Annotated in this window: 19 protein-coding genes; 10 read left to right on the top strand and 9 right to left on the bottom strand. The window is 41.4% G+C overall.

Features of this window, described 5'->3' with window-relative positions:
* Positions 1-6: 6 nt before the first annotated feature.
* Complete coding sequence (locus MHH26_RS15200) at positions 7-684, bottom strand: amino acid ABC transporter permease (protein ID WP_340973955.1); 678 nt, start codon at positions 682-684, stop codon at positions 7-9.
* A 40-nt stretch (positions 685-724) separates the two neighbouring features.
* Positions 725-1,612, bottom strand: coding sequence for a transporter substrate-binding domain-containing protein (locus tag MHH26_RS15195; protein ID WP_066031628.1), 888 nt, complete (start codon positions 1,610-1,612; stop codon positions 725-727).
* Between the two features lie 177 nt (positions 1,613-1,789).
* On the opposite strand from MHH26_RS15195, the gene MHH26_RS15190 reads away from it, so the two are divergent.
* A complete protein-coding gene (locus tag MHH26_RS15190) occupies positions 1,790-3,178 on the top strand; it encodes an MFS transporter (RefSeq protein WP_034660246.1) in 1,389 nt (462 codons plus the stop codon).
* A 37-nt stretch (positions 3,179-3,215) separates the two neighbouring features.
* Here the strand turns inward: MHH26_RS15190 and MHH26_RS15185 are convergent, their stop codons facing one another.
* The 3 genes from MHH26_RS15185 to MHH26_RS15175 form a co-directional block, all read right to left on the bottom strand.
* Positions 3,216-3,815, bottom strand: coding sequence for an undecaprenyl-diphosphatase (locus tag MHH26_RS15185; protein WP_034660243.1), 600 nt, complete (start codon positions 3,813-3,815; stop codon positions 3,216-3,218).
* A gap of 104 nt (positions 3,816-3,919) precedes the next feature.
* Positions 3,920-5,107: an MFS transporter gene (locus MHH26_RS15180; RefSeq protein ID WP_334750535.1), complete on the bottom strand. Its 1,188-nt coding sequence runs from the start codon at positions 5,105-5,107 to the stop codon at positions 3,920-3,922.
* Between the two features lie 15 nt (positions 5,108-5,122).
* Positions 5,123-5,536 carry a MarR family winged helix-turn-helix transcriptional regulator gene (locus tag MHH26_RS15175; RefSeq protein ID WP_340973953.1) on the bottom strand — a complete coding sequence of 138 codons (414 nt, stop codon included), beginning with the start codon at positions 5,534-5,536 and terminating at the stop codon, positions 5,123-5,125.
* A gap of 339 nt (positions 5,537-5,875) precedes the next feature.
* Between MHH26_RS15175 and spoIIID the strand changes: the two genes are divergently transcribed.
* The 4 genes from spoIIID (at position 5,876) to MHH26_RS15155 (ending at position 9,153) form a co-directional block, all read left to right on the top strand.
* Complete coding sequence (gene spoIIID, locus MHH26_RS15170; protein ID WP_008343327.1) at positions 5,876-6,154, top strand: sporulation transcriptional regulator SpoIIID; 279 nt, start codon at positions 5,876-5,878, stop codon at positions 6,152-6,154.
* 184 nt (positions 6,155-6,338) lie between these two features.
* Positions 6,339-7,340, top strand: coding sequence for a cell shape-determining protein Mbl (mbl, locus tag MHH26_RS15165; protein WP_012011515.1), 1,002 nt, complete (start codon positions 6,339-6,341; stop codon positions 7,338-7,340).
* Positions 7,341-7,464: 124 nt separating this feature from the next.
* A complete protein-coding gene (locus MHH26_RS15160; protein WP_340973952.1) occupies positions 7,465-8,304 on the top strand; it encodes a flagellar hook-basal body protein in 840 nt (279 codons plus the stop codon).
* A 30-nt stretch (positions 8,305-8,334) separates the two neighbouring features.
* A complete protein-coding gene (locus MHH26_RS15155; RefSeq protein ID WP_307500385.1) occupies positions 8,335-9,153 on the top strand; it encodes a flagellar hook-basal body protein in 819 nt (272 codons plus the stop codon).
* Positions 9,154-9,167: 14 nt separating this feature from the next.
* Here MHH26_RS15155 and MHH26_RS15150 read toward each other — a convergent pair whose 3' ends face one another.
* On the bottom strand, positions 9,168-10,223 hold the full coding sequence (locus MHH26_RS15150; RefSeq protein ID WP_034660235.1) for a tetratricopeptide repeat protein: 1,056 nt from the start codon (positions 10,221-10,223) through the stop codon (positions 9,168-9,170).
* Between the two features lie 218 nt (positions 10,224-10,441).
* On the opposite strand from MHH26_RS15150, the gene fabZ reads away from it, so the two are divergent.
* The gene (gene fabZ, locus MHH26_RS15145) at positions 10,442-10,876 is read left to right on the top strand and encodes a 3-hydroxyacyl-ACP dehydratase FabZ (RefSeq protein WP_012011512.1); all 435 of its coding nucleotides are present in this window, start codon (positions 10,442-10,444) and stop codon (positions 10,874-10,876) included.
* Between the two features lie 126 nt (positions 10,877-11,002).
* Entirely contained in the window at positions 11,003-11,398 is a 396-nt protein-coding gene (gene mscL, locus MHH26_RS15140) for a large conductance mechanosensitive channel protein MscL (protein ID WP_034660234.1), read from the top strand.
* A gap of 27 nt (positions 11,399-11,425) precedes the next feature.
* Here mscL and MHH26_RS15135 read toward each other — a convergent pair whose 3' ends face one another.
* Positions 11,426-11,836 (bottom strand): YwpF-like family protein, encoded by a 411-nt coding sequence (locus MHH26_RS15135; RefSeq protein WP_003215215.1) that lies wholly within the window; start codon positions 11,834-11,836, stop codon positions 11,426-11,428.
* 117 nt (positions 11,837-11,953) lie between these two features.
* Between MHH26_RS15135 and MHH26_RS15130 the strand changes: the two genes are divergently transcribed.
* The 3 genes from MHH26_RS15130 (at position 11,954) to MHH26_RS15120 (ending at position 14,513) form a co-directional block, all read left to right on the top strand.
* The gene (locus MHH26_RS15130; RefSeq protein WP_034660233.1) at positions 11,954-12,310 is read left to right on the top strand and encodes a hypothetical protein; all 357 of its coding nucleotides are present in this window, start codon (positions 11,954-11,956) and stop codon (positions 12,308-12,310) included.
* Positions 12,311-12,711: 401 nt separating this feature from the next.
* Positions 12,712-13,572 carry a Cof-type HAD-IIB family hydrolase gene (locus MHH26_RS15125; protein WP_216454710.1) on the top strand — a complete coding sequence of 287 codons (861 nt, stop codon included), beginning with the start codon at positions 12,712-12,714 and terminating at the stop codon, positions 13,570-13,572.
* A gap of 152 nt (positions 13,573-13,724) precedes the next feature.
* On the top strand, positions 13,725-14,513 hold the full coding sequence (locus MHH26_RS15120) for a PAS domain-containing protein (RefSeq protein ID WP_034660232.1): 789 nt from the start codon (positions 13,725-13,727) through the stop codon (positions 14,511-14,513).
* Positions 14,514-14,583: 70 nt separating this feature from the next.
* Here the strand turns inward: MHH26_RS15120 and MHH26_RS15115 are convergent, their stop codons facing one another.
* Both MHH26_RS15115 and MHH26_RS15110 read right to left on the bottom strand, forming a co-directional pair.
* Positions 14,584-17,361 (bottom strand): DEAD/DEAH box helicase, encoded by a 2,778-nt coding sequence (locus tag MHH26_RS15115; protein WP_187704201.1) that lies wholly within the window; start codon positions 17,359-17,361, stop codon positions 14,584-14,586.
* A complete protein-coding gene (locus tag MHH26_RS15110; RefSeq protein ID WP_340973950.1) occupies positions 17,348-18,955 on the bottom strand; it encodes an SWIM zinc finger family protein in 1,608 nt (535 codons plus the stop codon). Before MHH26_RS15110 ends, MHH26_RS15115 begins: the two co-directional genes overlap by 14 nt.
* Between the last annotated feature and the right edge of the window lie 164 nt (positions 18,956-19,119).

Here is a 19,119-nt window from a genome sequence, read left to right as displayed (position 1 = left end):
CTCCTCCTAATGGTCACTGACTGATAGTTTCTTCTCAAAGGTTTGGACAGCGAATGTTAACAGCAGGACAAGAACTAAGTAATAGACGGCTACAACAAGTAAATAGGTCATATTGTCAAAGCTGTTGGAGCCTTGGGTCGTGGCGACGTTAAATAGTTCATTGACGCTGATAAAGGCGGCGAGTGATGAATCTTTTAAGCCGATAATGAACTGGTTGCCAAGAGGGGGGAGTGCGCGCCGCATTGCTTGCGGGAGAATGATGCGTCTCATTGTTAGGAAACGTCCCATGCCAAGAGAGCGTCCTGCCTCTTTTTGCCCCTGATCGATCGATTGGATGGCGCCTCTGAATATTTCTGCTATATATGCTCCATTATGAAAGGCGAGCGCAATGGAAGCAGCCCAGAAGTCGGGGATATTTAATTCCGTCAGTCCAAAATATAGGATGAAAATTTGAACAATCAGTGGTGTTCCGCGTACAAGGAAGATATAGGCGTTGGCGATATAACCGAAGACAGCCATGCGTGATATTTTCAATAAAGCAAAGAAGAGTCCGATGAACATGCCGATGAAGATGCTGATCACAGTGAGCTGTAAGGTGAGCAGCATTCCTTCTAAAAAAATACCTCTAGAATCAATCAGCGTCTGAAAAAAATGTGATAGAGTAGGCAAAACAATCATCTCCATTTGAAGAAAGTGCGCCTAAGAAAGGCGCACAATCGTGGTTTTAATTTTGTTTGACCGTGATGTCTTCGTCAAAGTATTTCTCGCTAATTTGTCTTAATGTTCCGTCTTTTTTTAGTGCGTCAATCGCATCGTTGATCTCTTCTATGAGCTGTTTATTTTCTTTTGATACAGCGATTGCCTGCTCGCTTTGTCCGAGTCTTTCCTGCGCTTCGATTTTTAATTTTTTCTTCATGGCTTCCGCACCTGTGGCGAAATCCGTCACGACTGCATCGTGTTTTCCGTTGGCCAGTGCTTCTAAAGCGACTACATCACTGTCGTAATATTTTGGTTCCTGCCCGCTATGTTCCTTTGCAATATCAGCGTAGGACGAGCCTTTTGATACAGCGATTTCTTTGTCTTTTAAGTCATCAGCATGTTGAATGTCTGCTCCAGGTCTTGTGAAAATTTGCGGACCAGAGTAGTAATAGGGCTTAGATAAAAGGACGTGTTTTTTTCGTTCCTCATTGATGGTATGACTTGCAACTGCCGCATCAAATTTTCCTGCTTTCACACCTTCGACGATGCCTGCGAATTTATATTTTTTCTGTATAGGCTCGAGGCCTAGTTTGTCACTAATCGCATTGCCTACATCGATATCAAAGCCTGACATCTGATTTCCATCCATGTAACTAAACGGGTGAAATTCACCTGATGCTGCAAATATAAATTTTCCATCCTCCAAAATTGGCGACCCTTTCGCTGTAGAATTACGTTTATCTCCGTTCCCATTTGTTTCATTTGAACCACACGAAGACAGAAGTAATACTGCAACCGAGAAAAGGGCTGGGACCCAAAACCGTCTTTTTTTAATAATAAGCTTCTCCTCCTTTTCAGCCGTTCTCCATATAAGGAGAAAGTAGGCTTTTAAATATGTGTAGCATCTTACCATTTGTTCCTCATATTCTCAATTTTATATGTGTTTTTCCAACACTCGCCCTTTTTAAAATGTATGTCTTGCTTTTCCGAGAGAGAACTTGAATTGATTAGGGTAAAAAAGGGAAATGAATCTCATAATAACGGAAGGATTGGCAAAAAACATGCCAGATCACAAAAAGGGGGTCGGTGTATGAACAAGTGGAGAGACAGCCGAAAGGTTTTTTTAACTGCTATTGCCTTTGGAACGATGTTAAATCCACTGAATTCCTCGATGATTTCTTTGGCCTTGCATCAAATTCAGCATGAATTCGGCTTGTCATTTACGACTGTATCTTGGCTTATTTCGTCTTTTTATTTAGCCAGTGCGGTGACGCAGCCGGTGAGCGGCCGGATTGGGGATCATGTGATGAGCCGGAGAACATTATTTTTATTCGGGCTAGGTCTTGTGGCGGTCTCAGCCATCTGTGCGCCGTTTGCCCCAACGTTTGCAGTGCTGATTGTGATCCGGCTGCTGCAGGCGATTGGGAGCAGTGCCATTTATCCTTCTGGTGTCGGACTCATTCGGGATCATATTCAGGAAAAGCAGGCTTCGGCGTTAGCGGTATTGTCCATTTTTGCTTCGGCGATGACGGCACTTGGACCGACGCTTGGCGGCTTTTTGATGACAATCGGCGGCTGGCCAGCTATCTTTTTAGTGAACCTGCCTTTTATTTTGATCAGCTTCTTTCTTGGACTAACTTTGTTTCCAAAGGAGCAGAAAAAGAGAAAGCTTCGTATAGGTGAAACGGTACGGAAGCTCGATTTGCCAGGGATGCTTCTTTTTACAGTTTGTATTGTCCTTCTGCTTTCGTTTTTATTATCACTAGGTGATGGGATTCAATATGTACAGGGGATTCTTTGTCTCGTGAGTGCAGGCGCTTTTATCTGGTGGGAGTATCAGGTGGATGAACCGTTTATTCAAATTCGAATGTTCAGACAGGAGCAGCGGCTGTCACTTGTGTATGTGCAATTTATCATTTTAAATATATTTTTCTATTGTCTTTTCTTTGGTTTGCCGAGCTATTTCCAGGATGAATTAGGCTGGCGTGTGGAAATGACGGGTCTTTTTATGCTGTGCATGTCTGGGGTGAGCATCATTGTGTCGCCGCTGACAGGAAAGTGGGTGGACCGCGGGGATGAACGTCATCCAGTATTAGCCAGTGCGGTATTGATGCTGGCTGGAGCATCTGCGATGACCTTCTTTTTTATTCCGGCACCATTATGGGGAAAAGGGGTGGTTCTAGCGCTGCTTGGACTGAGTTACGGGATTGGGAATGTTGCGCTGCAAGCGGCGATGCTCAAGGCAAGTCCTCAGCATATGATTGGCACGTCCTCCGGGCTTTTTCAAACATGCCGTTACCTTGGTTCCATTCTGTCGTCTGCTGTCCTCGGTATGCTGTTTGGGGATGAAATTGCTGGTCCTCATTTTGAGCAGTTAGGCTGGACGTTGATCATGATTTCCCTTACCGGCATCGGTGTCAGTCTTTATTTTTCGAACAAGGTCAGAGGAGGACAGCCAATAAAAAAAGCGGCGCGATAAGTGGAAGAAGATTCTTCATCACGTTATCGCAAGCCGCTTAAGAGTTAGACAGGTCAGAGCCCTGATCCTTTTGCTTCCTTCTGAATATTTTCCCTACAATTGTCTCATAGAAAGTGACAATGCGGTCAATTGGAGAGTCAAAGAACTTCCATAATTTATTCATGATAAAGACAACCACGATCGATACGACTAAGCTGCCTAAGACATCTAATGGATAATGGTGACCGACCCAAATGCGGGAGAATCCTGTGAGTAATCCAAAGACGAGCAAGATGTTGCCAAGCTTTTTATTACGAGATCTAATGGCAAGTGAAAGAGCCAGTGCACCTGTTGTATGGTCACTTGGGAAGGAAGCGTCTGCTGAGTGCGGAATGAGTGTGTCGACTTTATGCGCCACAAACGGCCGCTCTTCATAATGAAACAGTGTAATCGCAAAGTTGACGATGAGTGCCGCGATGCCCGTTACACCGGAAAAGAAGACATGCTTCTTAAATTTGTGATTACCTAAAAACCAGCAAATCAATAAGACAAGGGCATACACAAGAATGGCCTTTTTCGTAATGAAAATCATGGCTTGATCTAAAAACTCAGAATGATGAGCCATCCCGTGTATGACTTTAAACAATTCGTAATTCAAAACATCACCTATACCTTCGCTTAATGCCAACTATTTTTCAAATAAACGTCTATTTGAAATATCCTATATTTTAGCATGTTTCCGATGAAGTTTAAAATAGTATCCTATTCTGATAGGGAGACCTTCTGTGCTTTTGCTTCTTGTGGCTTTCGTTCGCTCCAATAAAAAACAATCATACTTAGCAACACAACAATACCTGCAATGAGATATACATTTGAAAAGTCTGTGAAGCTGACAAGAAGACCAAATACAAATGAGCCAGCAGCAATACCCGTATCATATAGGGTAAAGAAAGTAGCCGTCGCGTAGCCTGTACGGTGAGCTGGTGAGTGCTGAATGGCAAGTGTTTGTAAACATGGCACTAGAGATCCATATCCAAGACCAATAACAGCACCTGATAGAAGAAGCATTGTCGCTGAATGTGTAGCTGTCAGCATCCATAAACCAATCGCAAAAAGAGCAATGGAAGGATAGATCACAATGTGAGGTCCTACTCGGTCAAAAAGTCTGCCTGTAAATGGACGTGATCCAAGCATCGCTGCCGCAAACACAATAAAGAAATAACTGCTTGCACCCATCAAGTGAAGGGAATTGGCATAGACTGAAATAAATGAAATGATCGGCGAATAACAGAAGGAAATAATGATGCCGACTGCCGCTGTTTTTAATGCGCCTTTTTCAAACAGGTGAGAAAAAGTAAATCGGAAGACGACGCTTCCCCCGTTTTCAGGCTCCGGCTGTCTAATCAGCATGGTAAAAGCAGCCCCGATGGTAACGATAATGGAAAAGAGAAGGAATAAAGAATGGAATCCTACTTTTCCTACTTGATTCAGTGCGATAAATGGACCGATGACAACAGCAAGGTTCATCGACATGACAAAGTAGCCGAGTCCTTCCCCGCGTTTATGTTTCGGGATCATATCCGCTGCAATGGCACTGGCTACTGTCGTCAAAATGCTAAAAAAGATTCCCTGCATGAAACGCAATATGAGAAGCGTATGGAATTGATCAATCGGAATGTATAAATAAGTGAGTAAGGCAAATGCCGTTGATGAGAAAATCGCCATCCGTTTTTTGCCGAATTTCTCAATAATGGCTCCAGAAAACGGTCTTGTCACAATAGCAGACAATAAGAAGACCGTCACAAGGAGGCCGCCCTGTGATTCTGTTCCATTTAGTTCATCCATTGTGTAAATGGGCAGCAATGTCAAAAGGGCATAAAAAGAGGTGAACGTAAATAAATTCACCAGGACAATCATGATAAAGTCTCTCGTCCAAATGCGTTCGTTCATGATGTATGTCACTTCCTATTCAGTTGATAATTTGTGTAAAAGTGTATGGAGGAGTTGTTTTTCTTCGTAGGTGAAATCTGATAGACATTCTTCTTCAAATTGTTCCATCGTACGTTTGATTTCTTCAAATCGGGCCTTAGCATCATCTGTCATCACGATCAGATTTTCACGTTTGTCTTTTCCTTGTACACGTTTCACCCAGCCATTAGCTTCTAGACGGGTTACGGTTCGGGTAATGGTTGGGGCTTCGACGTTCAAATATGTCCAAATGTCTTTTTGGGTTTTCGGGCCGAATGTATCCAAACAAAAAAGTACAGTCCATTGGGACATGTACAAGTCATAAGCAACAAGCGCTTCGTTCGCCTTTTTAGACAGCAACCTGGCGCTTTGGTGTATTTGATGTAAACACTCTCTATTTAACGTATCCATATGCTCACCTTTTTTTAAATATTTAGCTAGGTAAATAAAATCACCTTTCCTATTTTACGTGCTCGACCCATTCTTGTAAAGTGAAAATTTTCGCCACTCGAAATGATTGCATTTTCTGATAAATCCCTTGTCCCATCTTCATTTTTAGCATATTCCCTATGCAATGCTAATACACTGTTACAAACCTGACAAAGAGAGTGTTTGAGGTGAGGGATCGTGTTTGGCATTTACTACCTAATGGATGAGAAATTAAGACGAACAAGCGCTGCTGAAAATGGATAATATTTATACGGATCTCATTTCACACTTCTCACATCCATTTTAGGGAGGTCGAGTGGTGTGCACGATTACATCAAAGAGCGAACAATCAAGATAGGAAAGTATATCGTGGAGACAAAGAAAACCGTTCGTGTAATTGCGAAAGAATTTGGAGTCTCCAAAAGTACTGTACACAAGGATCTAACAGAAAGACTGCCAGAAATTAATCCAGATCTGGCTAATGAAGTGAAGGAGATACTGGATTATCATAAATCAATCCGCCACTTGCGAGGAGGAGAAGCCACTAAATTAAAGTATAAAAAAGAAGAAATTTTAGAAGGCGAGCCTGTGAAACAGTAAGCTTAGTTCTTTGTTCATAAACATGACATATATATCTTCCTCATATCGGTAGTTTCTAACCACAAATTTTGTAAAGACTTTTGTAAAGAAATATCTTTTTTTCTGCAAATTATGATAGAATATATAATTAGGGCAGAATGTGGTATTTGCTATGGAAACAGATTTTCAAGGAGGATATATATAGATGTTTGCTAGGGATATTGGAATTGATCTTGGTACTGCTAATGTACTGATTCATGTCAAAGGAAAAGGAATTGTGTTAAATGAACCATCTGTTGTAGCTCTTGACAAAAACAGCGGGAAAGTTTTGGCTGTTGGAGAAGAGGCTAGACGTATGGTTGGACGTACGCCTGGGAATATTGTTGCGATTCGTCCATTAAAAGATGGCGTAATCGCTGATTTTGAAGTAACTGAAGCGATGCTCAAGCATTTTATTAATTCATTAAATGTGAAAGGGCTGTTCTCTAAGCCGCGTATGCTCATCTGCTGCCCGACAAACATTACATCTGTTGAGCAGAAGGCGATCAAAGAAGCTGCTGAAAAAAGCGGTGGTAAGCATGTATTTCTTGAAGAAGAGCCAAAAGTAGCAGCTATCGGTGCTGGTATGGATATTTTTCAGCCGAGTGGAAACATGGTCGTAGATATTGGAGGCGGAACGACAGATATCGCTGTCATCTCAATGGGTGACATTGTAACCGCCTCTTCTATTAAAATGGCTGGAGACAAATTTGATCTGGAAATTCTCAACTACATTAAAAAAGAGTACAAGCTGTTGATCGGTGAGCGCACGGCTGAGGATATTAAGATCCAAGTTGCAACGGTATTCCCAGACGCACGTCACGAAGAGATTTCAATTCGTGGACGAGACATGGTGACAGGATTACCAAGAACGATTACCGTCACAAGCAAAGAAGTAGAAGAAGCATTGCGTGAATCTGTATCTGCGATTGTTCAGGCTGCGAAGCAAGTTCTTGAGAGAACACCGCCTGAATTATCAGCTGATATTATTGATCGCGGCGTCATCATTACAGGTGGCGGAGCTCTTCTAAACGGGCTTGATCAATTGCTTGCAGAAGAGCTGAAAGTACCAGTTTTCGTTGCCGAGAATCCAATGGATTGTGTAGCTGTTGGTACTGGCGTCATGCTTGATAATATGGACAAGCTGCCAAAGCGTAAACTCAGCTAATGATGTCCCTCATTCTTTTTCGAAAGAATGGGGGATTTTTATTAAAGAACCCTGCAAATATGCCGATATATTTCATAGAAGATTGTGTTTAGGTCATGTGAAAGAATTTTAATGAGGTGAGCACGTGTTAAAAGGACTATACACCGCAACATCTGCCATGATCGCTCAAGAGCGGCGGACAGAAATGCTTTCAAATAATATCGCAAATGCGAATACGCCAGGTTATAAAGCGGATGAGGGGACCATGCGGGCATTTCCGGAAATGCTGCTAAGCCGAATGGAATCAGGACGTTTCCAAACATCCTCAGGCAAAGGTTTTAGTGTTCCTCAGCAAACGCCGATTGGCGGTATTAACACGGGGACATATATGCAGGAACTGATCCCTCAATTTACACAGGGAACTTTAAAAACAACAGATCAAACAACGGATGTCGCACTAGTCGAAAATAATGTGCCGATCAACCCGGAGACCAATCAGAAATCAGCGCTCTTTTATGCAGTTAATACACCAGAAGGCGTTCGTTATACGAAAAGCAGCTCCATTACATTGAATGCACAAAATCAGTTGACCATTGGTGGCCGTGCCCTTTTTTCCGTGACAGGTCAGCCGATTACGGTTCAGAGTGAGAATTTCAAAGTGAATGCAGATGGAACTGTGAGTGAAAATGGACAAAATCTCGGACAAATCGATGTACGTGTTGCGATGGATACAAGGAACTTAGCGAGAGAAGGAAATGATTTATACCGTACAGCTGATAACCAGCCACTGCCAAGTGCAGTCAATAATGGTCAAATGTCCTATACGTTAAGTCAAGGTGTATCGGAGCTGTCGAACGTGGATGTGACGAAATCATATACAGAAATGACAACCGCCTATCGAGCATTTGAAACAAACCAAAAAGTGGTTCAGGCGTATGATAAAAGCTTAGAAAAAGCAGTAAATGAAATTGGCAGAGTGTACTAATCAAGAAATGAAAAAGAAAGGAGGATTCTCATGCTTAGAACGATGATCAATGCAGCTGTATCGATGAACGAAGTGCAAAAGCAGCTTGATATAATCAGCAACAACATTGCGAACAGTGAAACAACAGGGTACCGCGCGAAAAATACCCGCTTTTCAGAGCTGATCAGACAACAGTTCAATCAGGTAGATGAAAAAAATGAGCAGGTGGCAAACAGTCGTCTGACACCTGATGGGCTAAGGCTTGGAACGGGTACTATGGTCAATGCGTCCATTAACTCGATGCAAGGTTCTATTAAAGAAACAGGACGTGATCTTGATGTTGCATTTGGAGCGCCATCTCAGTATATGCAGGTCAACGCCGGCGGTAATATCCGTTATACAAGAGATGGTTCTCTTTACTTACAGCCAGGCAATAATCGTAATCAAGTTCAGCTTGTCACTAGCGAAGGCTATCCGATTCTTGATGAAAACGGAAATGAAATTGTCTTAAATGCGAATTTCCGTGATATTTCAATAGATAAAAATGGACGTCTTACGGCTATTTCAAGAGATAATCAACCGAATCAGCAGGTGAATCTAGGTGTTGTACAAGTCAATAACTCTTCAGCACTCGTCTCTGAAGGAGATAATTTGTTCTCAGTTGACGATACTTATCAAGGCGCATTAACGGCACTAAATGGAGCAAACCGCCAAGCGATTCAGCTTCAGCAAGGTGCACTTGAAACGTCGAATGTGGACATGTCTAAAGAATTAACAGATCTCATGACAACACAGCGCTCCTATCAGATGAACTCAAGAACGATTACAATGGGTGATCAGATGCTGGGATTAGTGAATACAATTCGATAATGAGCAGGCTGACATCAGCCTCTCATGATAAAAAAGGCGGCTCGCTCAAAGTCGCCCTTTTTTTTATAAAAATCTGAGACATCGGCAAGCAGATCCTCAAGATCAATCCAAGCTTCTTTTCGTTCAAGACATGTGACGAGCCTTGCGATCTGCTCATCTGCCTTTGGCGTTTGGCTGTAGAGAAGAAATAAGATTTGGAACTTGATTCTTAAAATATCAAACTGAGAAGCAACGGCCTCTTTTAATCCTTTTTGAATATACTTCATTCCTTCATCGGTTAAATTTTCTTTATAACAGGAACGCACCGTTTCGTAGAGGCACGATACATAGGAGTGTGCTGCCTTCCGGTATGCTGGGAGACGAAGTGCTTTTTTAAAGTATTCCAGCGCTTTCTTGTGACGATTTTGTCTCGACTGAATAAAACCAGCGTCATAATAAACGATACCGAGCAATTCTTGATCATCAATGATGTTCACGTATTCGATGATCTCAATAAAAATAGCTTCTGCTTCCTCATATTTTTTTTGATCGCTATAATTAAGACCGAGCACAATTTTACAACGATAGAGGCTATGATCATCCCCATGCTTTGCAAAGATATCCATGGCTTTTTGAATATGACGAATTGATAACAACGAATAGCGGTTGTTATAATAAACACCACTTGTACGGAAATGGAACTCTGCTTCCTCCAGCTCATCGTTAAGGAATGACAGGCGTTCTTCCGCCTTTTCGAGATAGTAGATCGCATCATTTTGATCGCTGTTTAAAGCTTCGTAGAGCCCTAGAAAGAAGTAAAAGTAATAGGCCAGTTCTTCGTTCATATCATCTTTGTGCTGCATCAGTTCATGTTTGATTTTTTCTAGGTCCTCTGTCTGATTCATCCAGAGCTGATGGCGAAAAAGCATCAGCTGATAATGTAAATAGAGTTCCTGTTTTTTTGATATTTTACGTTTATGTTTTAATAGAGTTGTTTTGATTTCTTCAGCCTTCGAAAAATGTCGATGCTTCAGCATTGTATACCACGAATGGAGAAGTTTTTTAATGGATTTATCACTCATAAAATTCATTTTTACCCTCTTATTCAATCAATGATGTAATATATATTACCATATTTGTGAAAAAACAATGAGTGTAGTGTGGATTATATTTGATGACAATAGGTAATGATATATTCTATTTTTTACCATATATGCAGAGCGGACGTTGAAAAATACGAGCATTCATAATATACTTCTATAGGAATCAAATGAAGATCATCGATATAGAAAAAAGGAGAGATCAAGATATGCTTGATGCTCAGCAAATTCAAGACATTATTCCACACCGTTATCCATTCTTATTGGTCGACCGTATTTTAGAGGTTGAGGGAGAGAAAAGAGCGGTTGGGATTAAAAATGTCACAGTGAACGAAGAATTTTTTAATGGTCATTTCCCAGGATACCCAGTCATGCCGGGTGTGCTTATTGTAGAAGCACTTGCACAGGTGTTTGGGGTGATTATGTTAGGTAAAGAAGAAAACAAAGGGAAAATTGGTTTGTTTGCAGGAATTGACGGCTGCCGTTTCAAAAGACAGGTGAAGCCTGGCGATCAGCTTCGTTTAGAGGTAGAAGTGACGCGTCTCCGAGGTCCGGTTGCAAAAGGAAAAGCAGTAGCTACAGTAGATGGCGAAGTTGCATGTGAAGCAGAACTAACATTTTCTATCGGTCCTAAAGTATCATGATTTGCCTGGCGGTTCATCAAGGATGAATCGCTTTTTATATGGAAACGACCAGCCTGAACGGATCAGGACTTGCATTTTTGACAAAAAAACGTCATATTAGACAAAAAAAGATGAAGGTGATAAAAGATGCTGAAAGAATTTAGAGAATTTGCAGTCAAGGGAAATGTCATTGACTTGGCTGTAGGTGTCATCATTGGGGGAGCATTTGGCAAAATTGTCACTTCTCTTGTGAATGATTTGATCATGCCGCTCGTCGGTATTATTATTGGGGGACATGATTTTAGCAGTCTATCTATTAAGATCGGATCTGCACAAATTTTATATGGGAGCTTCATTCAAACAGTGATTGATTTCTTGATTATCTCGTTTTCCATTTTTATCTTTATTCGTTATTTGAATAAATTAAAACGGAAAAAGGTAGAGGAAGAAGAGGTTGTAGAAACGCCGGATCAAACGGAAGTTTTACTAACTGAAATTAGAGATCTATTGAAAAATCAAAGCCAATCGAAAGATGTGCAATAGAAAAAGAGCGGCTAATCCCGCTCTTTTTTATGTGTTTTGTTTAAATGCATCCAGCAGTTTTTCTCCGGAAAGCCCCTCTTTGACGAGGTCTTTTAGTACTTCTTCGGTTTCTGTTCTGTAACGGTTTGTAATCATTTTACCATCGAGCAGCACAGAAATGTTTTCTTCTAAAGCAACAATGTTTTTGACTTGGACAGATAGATGAACAGGGCGGTTGTTTTCTTTTGTGATCGTCACAAGAATCTTCACTTCAGTGTGCTGCTGAAAAAGCACCTCAAACACCTGTCTATGTTTCTTTGGAATGAGTGCCTCGATCATCCAGTGATTTTCACCATCTTCTTTATTAATGATTAAACCGTCACGAAGGGGAATGCTGGACATTTTATCTTGCTTTGGATCAAGTTCGATTTTTAAATCAATCAGCCTAAAGGTTTTCATATTTATCACCTCACAAGCGTTCATTATTCGTAAGTATTATTATAGCATACAACATCTGTATAAATGAAACCGCTGCCTGCTTAGAACGAGCTGTATATGAGTGAAAGGAGATGTTTTATGGAGTCCTATCAATTGCGAAACATACATATTGGCGAGGAGAAGGCAAAGAGCACAATGCGCGTTTATTCGTGGGGAGACATTCTTTCATTTTGTGATGTATACATGGAAGAAGGCGAGTCACTCACGTTTCAATACGTCACCGAGGATCAAATGGACTGCTTTGAATTTCAATTGTCGATTCATGACGGGCAGCTTTGTTTTTATTGGTTTGCGTGGGACGGTTCTGATTATATTCACATGCCTTCTAGTAATTGGATTCATTCAGACGTTTTTTATCAATTTATGAAAAATAAGTTTTTCATCAAACAAAACAAGATGATGTTTTATACTCAAGCAGTAAAAAACAGAAATTAAAGAGGAAATAGAGAATTTGAGAGATCATTTTGTCATTTTCATGTTTTGTCACATACGACCTTTCTCAGTAGACTAAGGGCAGTTGAAAGGAAAGGAGGTACGGTCTGAAACAAAAGGTAACGTCTAGCATCTGACAGCCCCCCTCTAGCTAAAGCTGATAGACGCTGCCTTGTGCATAAGAACACTGCGTAATAGAACCATAGCTTCTTTGTATAGGTCATGTGTCCCCTGTAAATCCCCTTGTGTGTATCCGGTCATGTAGCGTGGCCGGGTACCCTTTTATTCACTGATAAACCGATCACCTCTTGCAAATAGTGGATACTCATTTCATAATGATGATGGATTTTATCAGCGGTATGATAGCCGAAAATGGAGACAAAAAGGAGAGAACGATGACAAACATTCAATTGATCGCAACGGATTTAGACGGAACTTTATTGAACAGTGAACACAAAGTGAGTCGGGAAAATGAGCAGGCATTAAAGGAAGCAGCGGCGAATGGAATGGAAGTTGTCGTTTCAACAGGAAGAGCGTATTTTGATGTGAGGTCTATTTTTGATCAGCTTGGTATGAATACATGGGTGATTAGTGCCAATGGAGCTGTGATTCATGATCCGGCTGGACAAGTGTACCATTCAGCTGTTTTACACGAAGAAAAGGCCAAACATATATTGTCATGGCTTGAAGAACGTGACTATTATTATGAAGTTTTTACAAACGAAGCCATTTTCACACCGAATCGCGGCAGAGAGCTTCTTGCGATTGAAATGGACCGCTTAAAAAGTGCTAATCCAAAAACGGATCGAAATATTTTAAAACAAGCGGCAGAAGTTCAATACAGTCAGTCAGGTTTTTCTTATATTGATACATATAAAGAATTGTTCCGTGAGGATCGAAAGCTTTCATTCTACAATATCTTAGGTTTCTCTTTCTTTGAAGACAGATTGAAGGCAGGATGGGATATGTTTGGTGATGATTCAGATGTCACAATGGTTAGTTCAGCCGATCATAACTTTGAAATTGGTTCAAAGGAAGCATCTAAAGGGCAGGCATTAACAAGGCTGGCAGAACGACTTGGTATTCCTTTAAGCCAGACAGCGGCTGTAGGAGACAGTTTAAATGACGAATCGATGCTTCTAGCAGCTGGTGTTGGGGTTGCGATGGGCAATGCGAGACAGGATATGAAGGAAATCGCTGATCATGTCACGTTAACAAATGATGAACATGGTGTGGCGCATATGATTCGACACCTTTTGAAATAGATGAATCGTATGTCGTTGTATAAATCACATAGGATAAAGCGCATTCTACAAAAGAGGAATTCAGAACTACTTCTATTTACACCTGATGTGGAACATCATATAATTTAATTATGAACATAACCCGCTTGTAAGAAATTAAGGAGAGTAAACGAATGGCGCTGGAATCTTATAAGTCCGAAAATCTGCATTTAATCAAGGAAGCCTTAGATTATACTCAGGTTGGCCTGACGGTGACGGACCCGTCTTTACCTGATAATCCTTTAATATATGTGAACAAGGGCTTTTTAGATATGACAGGCTATCAAGAACCCGAGGTATTGGGGAAGAATTGTCGTTTCCTTCAAGGAAATGAAACCGAGCAAATCGCTCTCAATCAAATTAGAACAGCTATTGAGAACAAAGAGGCTGTCACTGTTCAGCTGAAAAATTATAAAAAATCTGGACAGATGTTTTGGAATGAGTTAAGTGTGGCTCCTCTTTGGATTGACGAAAATGAAGGAAAACGTCTTTATTTCGTTGGTCTGCAAAAAGATGTCACGAAAGAGAAGGAACAGCAGGAGCTTCTTGAGCAATCGATTGATGAAGTGCTGAATATTTCTGTTCCAATTGTTCCTGTGAAAGATGGTATTTCTGTGTTACCGATCATTGGTACGTTAACAGCGCCAAGATTTCATAAAATTATCTCAACAGTCTCCACCTATATCTCTCAATCCAAGGACGATTATTTTATTGTCGATCTGTCTGGTTTATTAGAAGTGGATTCATTTGTGGCAGATGCAATTTTTAAGCTGAACGATTTAATTTTAATGACTGGTACTGAACTCATTGTGACAGGAATTAAACCGAATCTTGCGATGAAAATGGGAGAAATGAGAGAGGACTTCCGTGAATTGAATACGTATATGAACGTGAAATCTGCATTGAAAAAGCTGCACATTTAACCTATGTTCATATGAAATGAAAAAAGAGGACTTTTCATCATGTTTGAGAAAAGTCCTCTTTTTGCTGGGTTTAAGATGATTGAGCGGCCGCACTTAATGTGAATAAATCTTCTAGTTCGTTCGTCGATAGCTCAGTAATCCAACTTTCACTTTGGATAATTTGATCATTTAACGTTTGTTTTGTTTCGAGCATTTGATCGATTTTTTCCTCAATCGTGCCCGTTGTGATCATCTTATGGACGTGAACAAATCGTTTTTGTCCGATCCGATAAGCACGGTCTGTCGCTTGGTTTTCCACAGCAGGATTCCACCATCTGTCGTAGTGAATGACATGGTTTGCGGCAGTTAGGTTAAGTCCTGTTCCTCCTGCTTTTAAAGAGAGAATTAAGATGTTGAATTCTTTCTTCTGGAAGCGATCCACCATTTTATCCCGCTCCTGTTTTGACAGGCTGCCATTTAAAAATTGAACTGGTTCTCCAAACATCTTTTCCGCCAGCTGCTTGATCATGTTCCCCATTCCAATATACTGCGTAAAGATGAGGCAGCTTTCTCCTTGCTCATGTATTGCTTTTAACAGCTCTGCGAGTTTATCCATTTTTAATGAACGTTTCAGCAGTTTCACATCTGTTCCACTCTCTTTTAAATAGAGAGCCGGGTGATCGCAAATCTGTTTGAGTCTGCCAAGCATACTTAAAATAATGGCTTTCCGCTGCATTCCTGTTAACGAAGCCATGTGTTCGAATGTATCCTTCACGAGCTGTTCATATAAAGAAGCCTGCTCAGCGGATAGCGGAATGAATTCTTTTTCTTCGAGTTTCTCAGGCAGGTTCAGGGCGACCTCTTCATCTTGCTTTGTTCTTCTTAATAGGAAGGGCTTTATCAGCTGCTGCAGCTGTTCAATTCTTTTTTCATCACGGTCTTTTTCAATCGGCAGGACGAACTTCTTATGAAAGCTCGTCAGGCTGCCGAGATATCCTTTGTTGACGAAGTCGAAAATGGACCAAAGCTCTGTCAAACGGTTTTCCATAGGTGTCCCGCTAAGGGCAATATGATGCTGCCCTTTGAGCTGTCTGATCGCTCTCGATTGTTTCGTATGGGCGTTTTTGATGTTTTGGGCTTCGTCTAAACAAATCGTATCCCACTTTGCTGACGTTAATTCATCACGATCAGAATGTGAGAGTCCATAAGACGTCAGGACAATATCTGTTGATTCGTATGCCTTTGTAAAGTGTTCCCCTTGAGGGCGCGATGGCCCGTAATGCAGAGCGACATTCAAATGTGGTGCGAAGGTTTCAAGCTCTCGCTGCCAGTTTCCTAAAACAGAGGTCGGCGCAATGATGAGAGATGGAGCGGCATTTTGCTTCTGCTCTTTCAGATATGTGAAATACGCAATCATTTGAATCGTTTTTCCAAGGCCCATATCATCTGCTAAACAAGCCCCGAATCCATGAGATCTTAAAAATAACAGCCAGTTGACACCATGCTGCTGATACGGCCTTAGTGTGCCTTTGAAGGACTCACTCATTTCGTAGGAAGGCAGCTCATGCGTATCATTTAACTGATGGACAAGCCCTCTTAATTGAGACGAAAGTTCAAATTGAATATGTGCAAATGCTGAGCTGTCTAGCAGTTCTGGTATCGATTCAGAGGATGCTTCTTGATCTGCCAGCTCGCGTGACAAAATATCAGACATGTGTAGCCCTTCATTTTCGGCGCGCTCCATCCATTTTTTCATTTGCTGGATGAAGGTTGGATCGATTTTGATCCATTGCCCTCGAATGTTGACAAGGCGCCGTTTACTTTGGACAAGCTCGTTGAACTCATCTTCTGTCAGCTCGATGCCGTTTGTAGCAAAGCGCCAATTAAAGTCCATCAAGGCATCCATTCCGACATGCGACTCGCCTCGCGGGGTAGAGGAAATCCTTGCTTTTAGCATCATGGTGCTTTCTTTGACGATTTGCCACCACGATGGGAGCAGGATTTCAATGCCCATATTCACAAGTGTTTCACTTGCTTCAGATAGGAAGAGCCATGCTTCGTCTTCTGACATGAGCGTGGTGCCAGATGTGAAAGAGAGCCAAGGTACAATTTGACTGAATCGCTCCAGCTCTCTTGAGATTTTATCTTGATACGGATGCCAAGACCTTTTCAATGAACGGATACCCTCAAAAAAGTGAAGGTCGCTGTTTTTCTTATCACGCAAAAACAATTCGATTTTCCAATCATCTCCGTCGAAATCCGGTTCATTTAAGCGCAAGCCGACAGTGAAAGGCGTCTCGTCATCAATCCAGCCAATCGTCTCCAAGAAATCCTGCTCATCTAAAAAATGTCCTTGGAAGGATGACAGCGCAGGCGATTGTGCTGTCATGCGGTTCCATTTGTGCTGCAAGGCATCATCATATTGAATGTAATCCTGTACGGCAAAGGAGAACCAATCAGCCGTATAGCCGTCTAATAGTCCTTCTTTGTCTTTAAACCGAAGCACACCTTCTGTCCACGCCTCGTAATCGGGAACGAAATCTTCGTCCTCGATGAATTCGTAAATGGTGGAGGCTGTCTTCATCAGTGGTTCCGTTTCATCCGTTAATGTCACATGACTAAAGGTATTAAATGAATTTTTTCCTAGCAATTCAACGGTCATCCAAGGGCTTAACAGGAAGGCAGGTGTGCCAATAAAGCTCACATCTTCTAAAAATGTTCCGTAAAAAGACGATTCGTGCCATTGGAAAAGCTGCCTCTTCATTTCATTAAGTGGAACAGGGTGTCCGTCCTCTGCTTGCGCTGAAATGGTGAAAGAGAAATCTTCTGTTTGTTCTGCATGAATGACAATTTGTTTATGGCGTGTCATCAATTAATTTTCCTTTCTTCATTTCCTCTTGGAACGCACGCAGCCGTTTCGTTGAATCCTGCAGCTGCTTTACATATCTTTCCCAAATCGCGGTTTTTTTCGTTTTATGATAAAGCGTGCGTAGTTTTTTTAGCATTTTCACAGATTCTCGATAAGCACTTCGATTCTTTTGATCGAGAAGCAGTGAGATTTCACGGTGGTACGATGGAATGAGCGCTTCAGGCTCCTCTTTTGCAATTTGTTTGATCAGATCCTTCTCCAGTTCACTGATAGAGAAACCAACAAGGCTGTGAATCTCAATCCATTCTGCATAACGCTGCTGTGCATATAATAGCTGACTATATTCAGTAAACGCATAGGGCATGCAGATTTGGAGGTAGCGTTCATATAAATGATGATCCTTTGTCTGCTTAAAGTATGCGTCTAAATAAAAGAAGAAATCACTGACGGCTCCTCGCAGTTCTCTATAGGAAAGGTCGAGCTGGCAATATTCCTCTAAAATATAGGTGATCTCATGATACCAGAGCTTGAGCCGCTTCCAGTCCTTGCGGTTTGTGAGATCCTTCAGCCAATTGAGCACATTTGGCAGCATATCTGCATTGAGCAGCTGTAATTGCTGAAAGAGGCTTTCGTCTTCTTTCTGTAAATAATCCATGTGCATCAGCCCGATGGTACGTTCAACCGTTTGTTCTTGCTGATGAGCGTTCTTCAGTAATTCTGTTTCTTTTTTAACCCATTTCCCTCTATTTAATATGGTGCCCCAAATCTCCATAAAGACCGCTACTCGTTCATGCTGGAAAGGTCCGTTAATTTGAAGAAGTGCCCGAACGGCAGTTGGTGTGTTTTCAAGAAACGGATCGAGGGAAAAGGAAAGGGCGTATGTCTTCAAGTGATCCACTGAATCGAAAATGGTGTTCATGAGCTGTTCTACATATGGATTCATGGAATAAAAGTCCTTCTCGGCATCAAGCCGGCCGAGGTCGATCAATTCATGAATCCTTAACCACACATCGATTGAGGTATGAATCGCATACAAACTCTTGAATTCAGGTGAATGAGGTGCGTGTTTTTTTAGGATTGATAAATAGCCGTAATACAAATGCTGCGGTGTTTGCTGGTGCTTTGGTGTCCGTTTCAGCCAGAGGTTAAATTCCTCTTGGAAAAAATTCAGCCAGCTTTGGAGTGATTGTTCGTCTGGGCGCTTCACTTGGAAGTGCTGGCGAATCAATTCTTTGCTGCGTTGTAATTCATCCTTTTCTGACCAATTTTCTGTAAATCCGGTCACACTCTCAACTTGAGCGTATAGCGAAAAGAAGACAGCGAGAATGTGTTTACAAAGTCCATCTGCCGGACATGAGCAGCTGCTTCTCACAGGAAACAGAACATGAAGGTGGACTCTTGCTGCCACGACATCATGTACATAAGCTGACCATTCCGTATCAGATTCTTGCTTGAGACGATATACACTGTCCTGTCTATAAGTAATCAATGCTTTTTTGATGAGTTGTTTGTTTTCATCTGTTGCAGGAAGAAGTTCTTTGATCTGTTCGGCTGTTTGTTTGATTTCTTCTTCGTTGATGTTGTGCTGAAGCATTTGATCCGCTCCTAACCAAGTAAAAGATTCCAATTCTTTTATTATAGCTCAATGGTGATTTATAAAAAAGTTTTTCATGAAAATGGTCATAAATTTCAAAAGCTGTCGAATGATGTATTAGAGTATTGCATAAACCAACCATACAGCATATAATAATGAAATTA

Source organism: Bacillus sp. FSL K6-2839, from assembly GCF_038003365.1.
In the GTDB taxonomy this organism is placed as follows: domain Bacteria; phylum Bacillota; class Bacilli; order Bacillales; family Bacillaceae; genus Bacillus.
Note: the sequence above shows the minus strand (reverse complement) of the source record. Positions and strands in the feature narration are given on the sequence as shown.

Excerpts from the sequence above, each read along its gene's own strand:
- MHH26_RS15200 (WP_340973955.1), bottom strand. The coding sequence starts at position 684 with ATGGAGATGATTGTTTTGCCTACTCTATCACATTTTTTTCAGACGCTG.
- MHH26_RS15195 (WP_066031628.1), bottom strand. The coding sequence starts at position 1,612 with ATGGTAAGATGCTACACATATTTAAAAGCCTACTTTCTCCTTATATGG.
- MHH26_RS15190 (WP_034660246.1), top strand. The coding sequence starts at position 1,790 with ATGAACAAGTGGAGAGACAGCCGAAAGGTTTTTTTAACTGCTATTGCC.
- MHH26_RS15180 (WP_334750535.1), bottom strand. The coding sequence starts at position 5,107 with ATGAACGAACGCATTTGGACGAGAGACTTTATCATGATTGTCCTGGTG.
- MHH26_RS15175 (WP_340973953.1), bottom strand. The coding sequence starts at position 5,536 with ATGGATACGTTAAATAGAGAGTGTTTACATCAAATACACCAAAGCGCC.
- mbl (WP_012011515.1), top strand. The coding sequence starts at position 6,339 with ATGTTTGCTAGGGATATTGGAATTGATCTTGGTACTGCTAATGTACTG.
- MHH26_RS15155 (WP_307500385.1), top strand. The coding sequence starts at position 8,335 with ATGCTTAGAACGATGATCAATGCAGCTGTATCGATGAACGAAGTGCAA.
- MHH26_RS15150 (WP_034660235.1), bottom strand. The coding sequence starts at position 10,223 with ATGAATTTTATGAGTGATAAATCCATTAAAAAACTTCTCCATTCGTGG.
- fabZ (WP_012011512.1), top strand. The coding sequence starts at position 10,442 with ATGCTTGATGCTCAGCAAATTCAAGACATTATTCCACACCGTTATCCA.
- mscL (WP_034660234.1), top strand. The coding sequence starts at position 11,003 with ATGCTGAAAGAATTTAGAGAATTTGCAGTCAAGGGAAATGTCATTGAC.
- MHH26_RS15135 (WP_003215215.1), bottom strand. The coding sequence starts at position 11,836 with ATGAAAACCTTTAGGCTGATTGATTTAAAAATCGAACTTGATCCAAAG.
- MHH26_RS15130 (WP_034660233.1), top strand. The coding sequence starts at position 11,954 with ATGGAGTCCTATCAATTGCGAAACATACATATTGGCGAGGAGAAGGCA.
- MHH26_RS15120 (WP_034660232.1), top strand. The coding sequence starts at position 13,725 with ATGGCGCTGGAATCTTATAAGTCCGAAAATCTGCATTTAATCAAGGAA.
- MHH26_RS15115 (WP_187704201.1), bottom strand. The coding sequence starts at position 17,361 with ATGACACGCCATAAACAAATTGTCATTCATGCAGAACAAACAGAAGAT.
- MHH26_RS15110 (WP_340973950.1), bottom strand. The coding sequence starts at position 18,955 with ATGCTTCAGCACAACATCAACGAAGAAGAAATCAAACAAACAGCCGAA.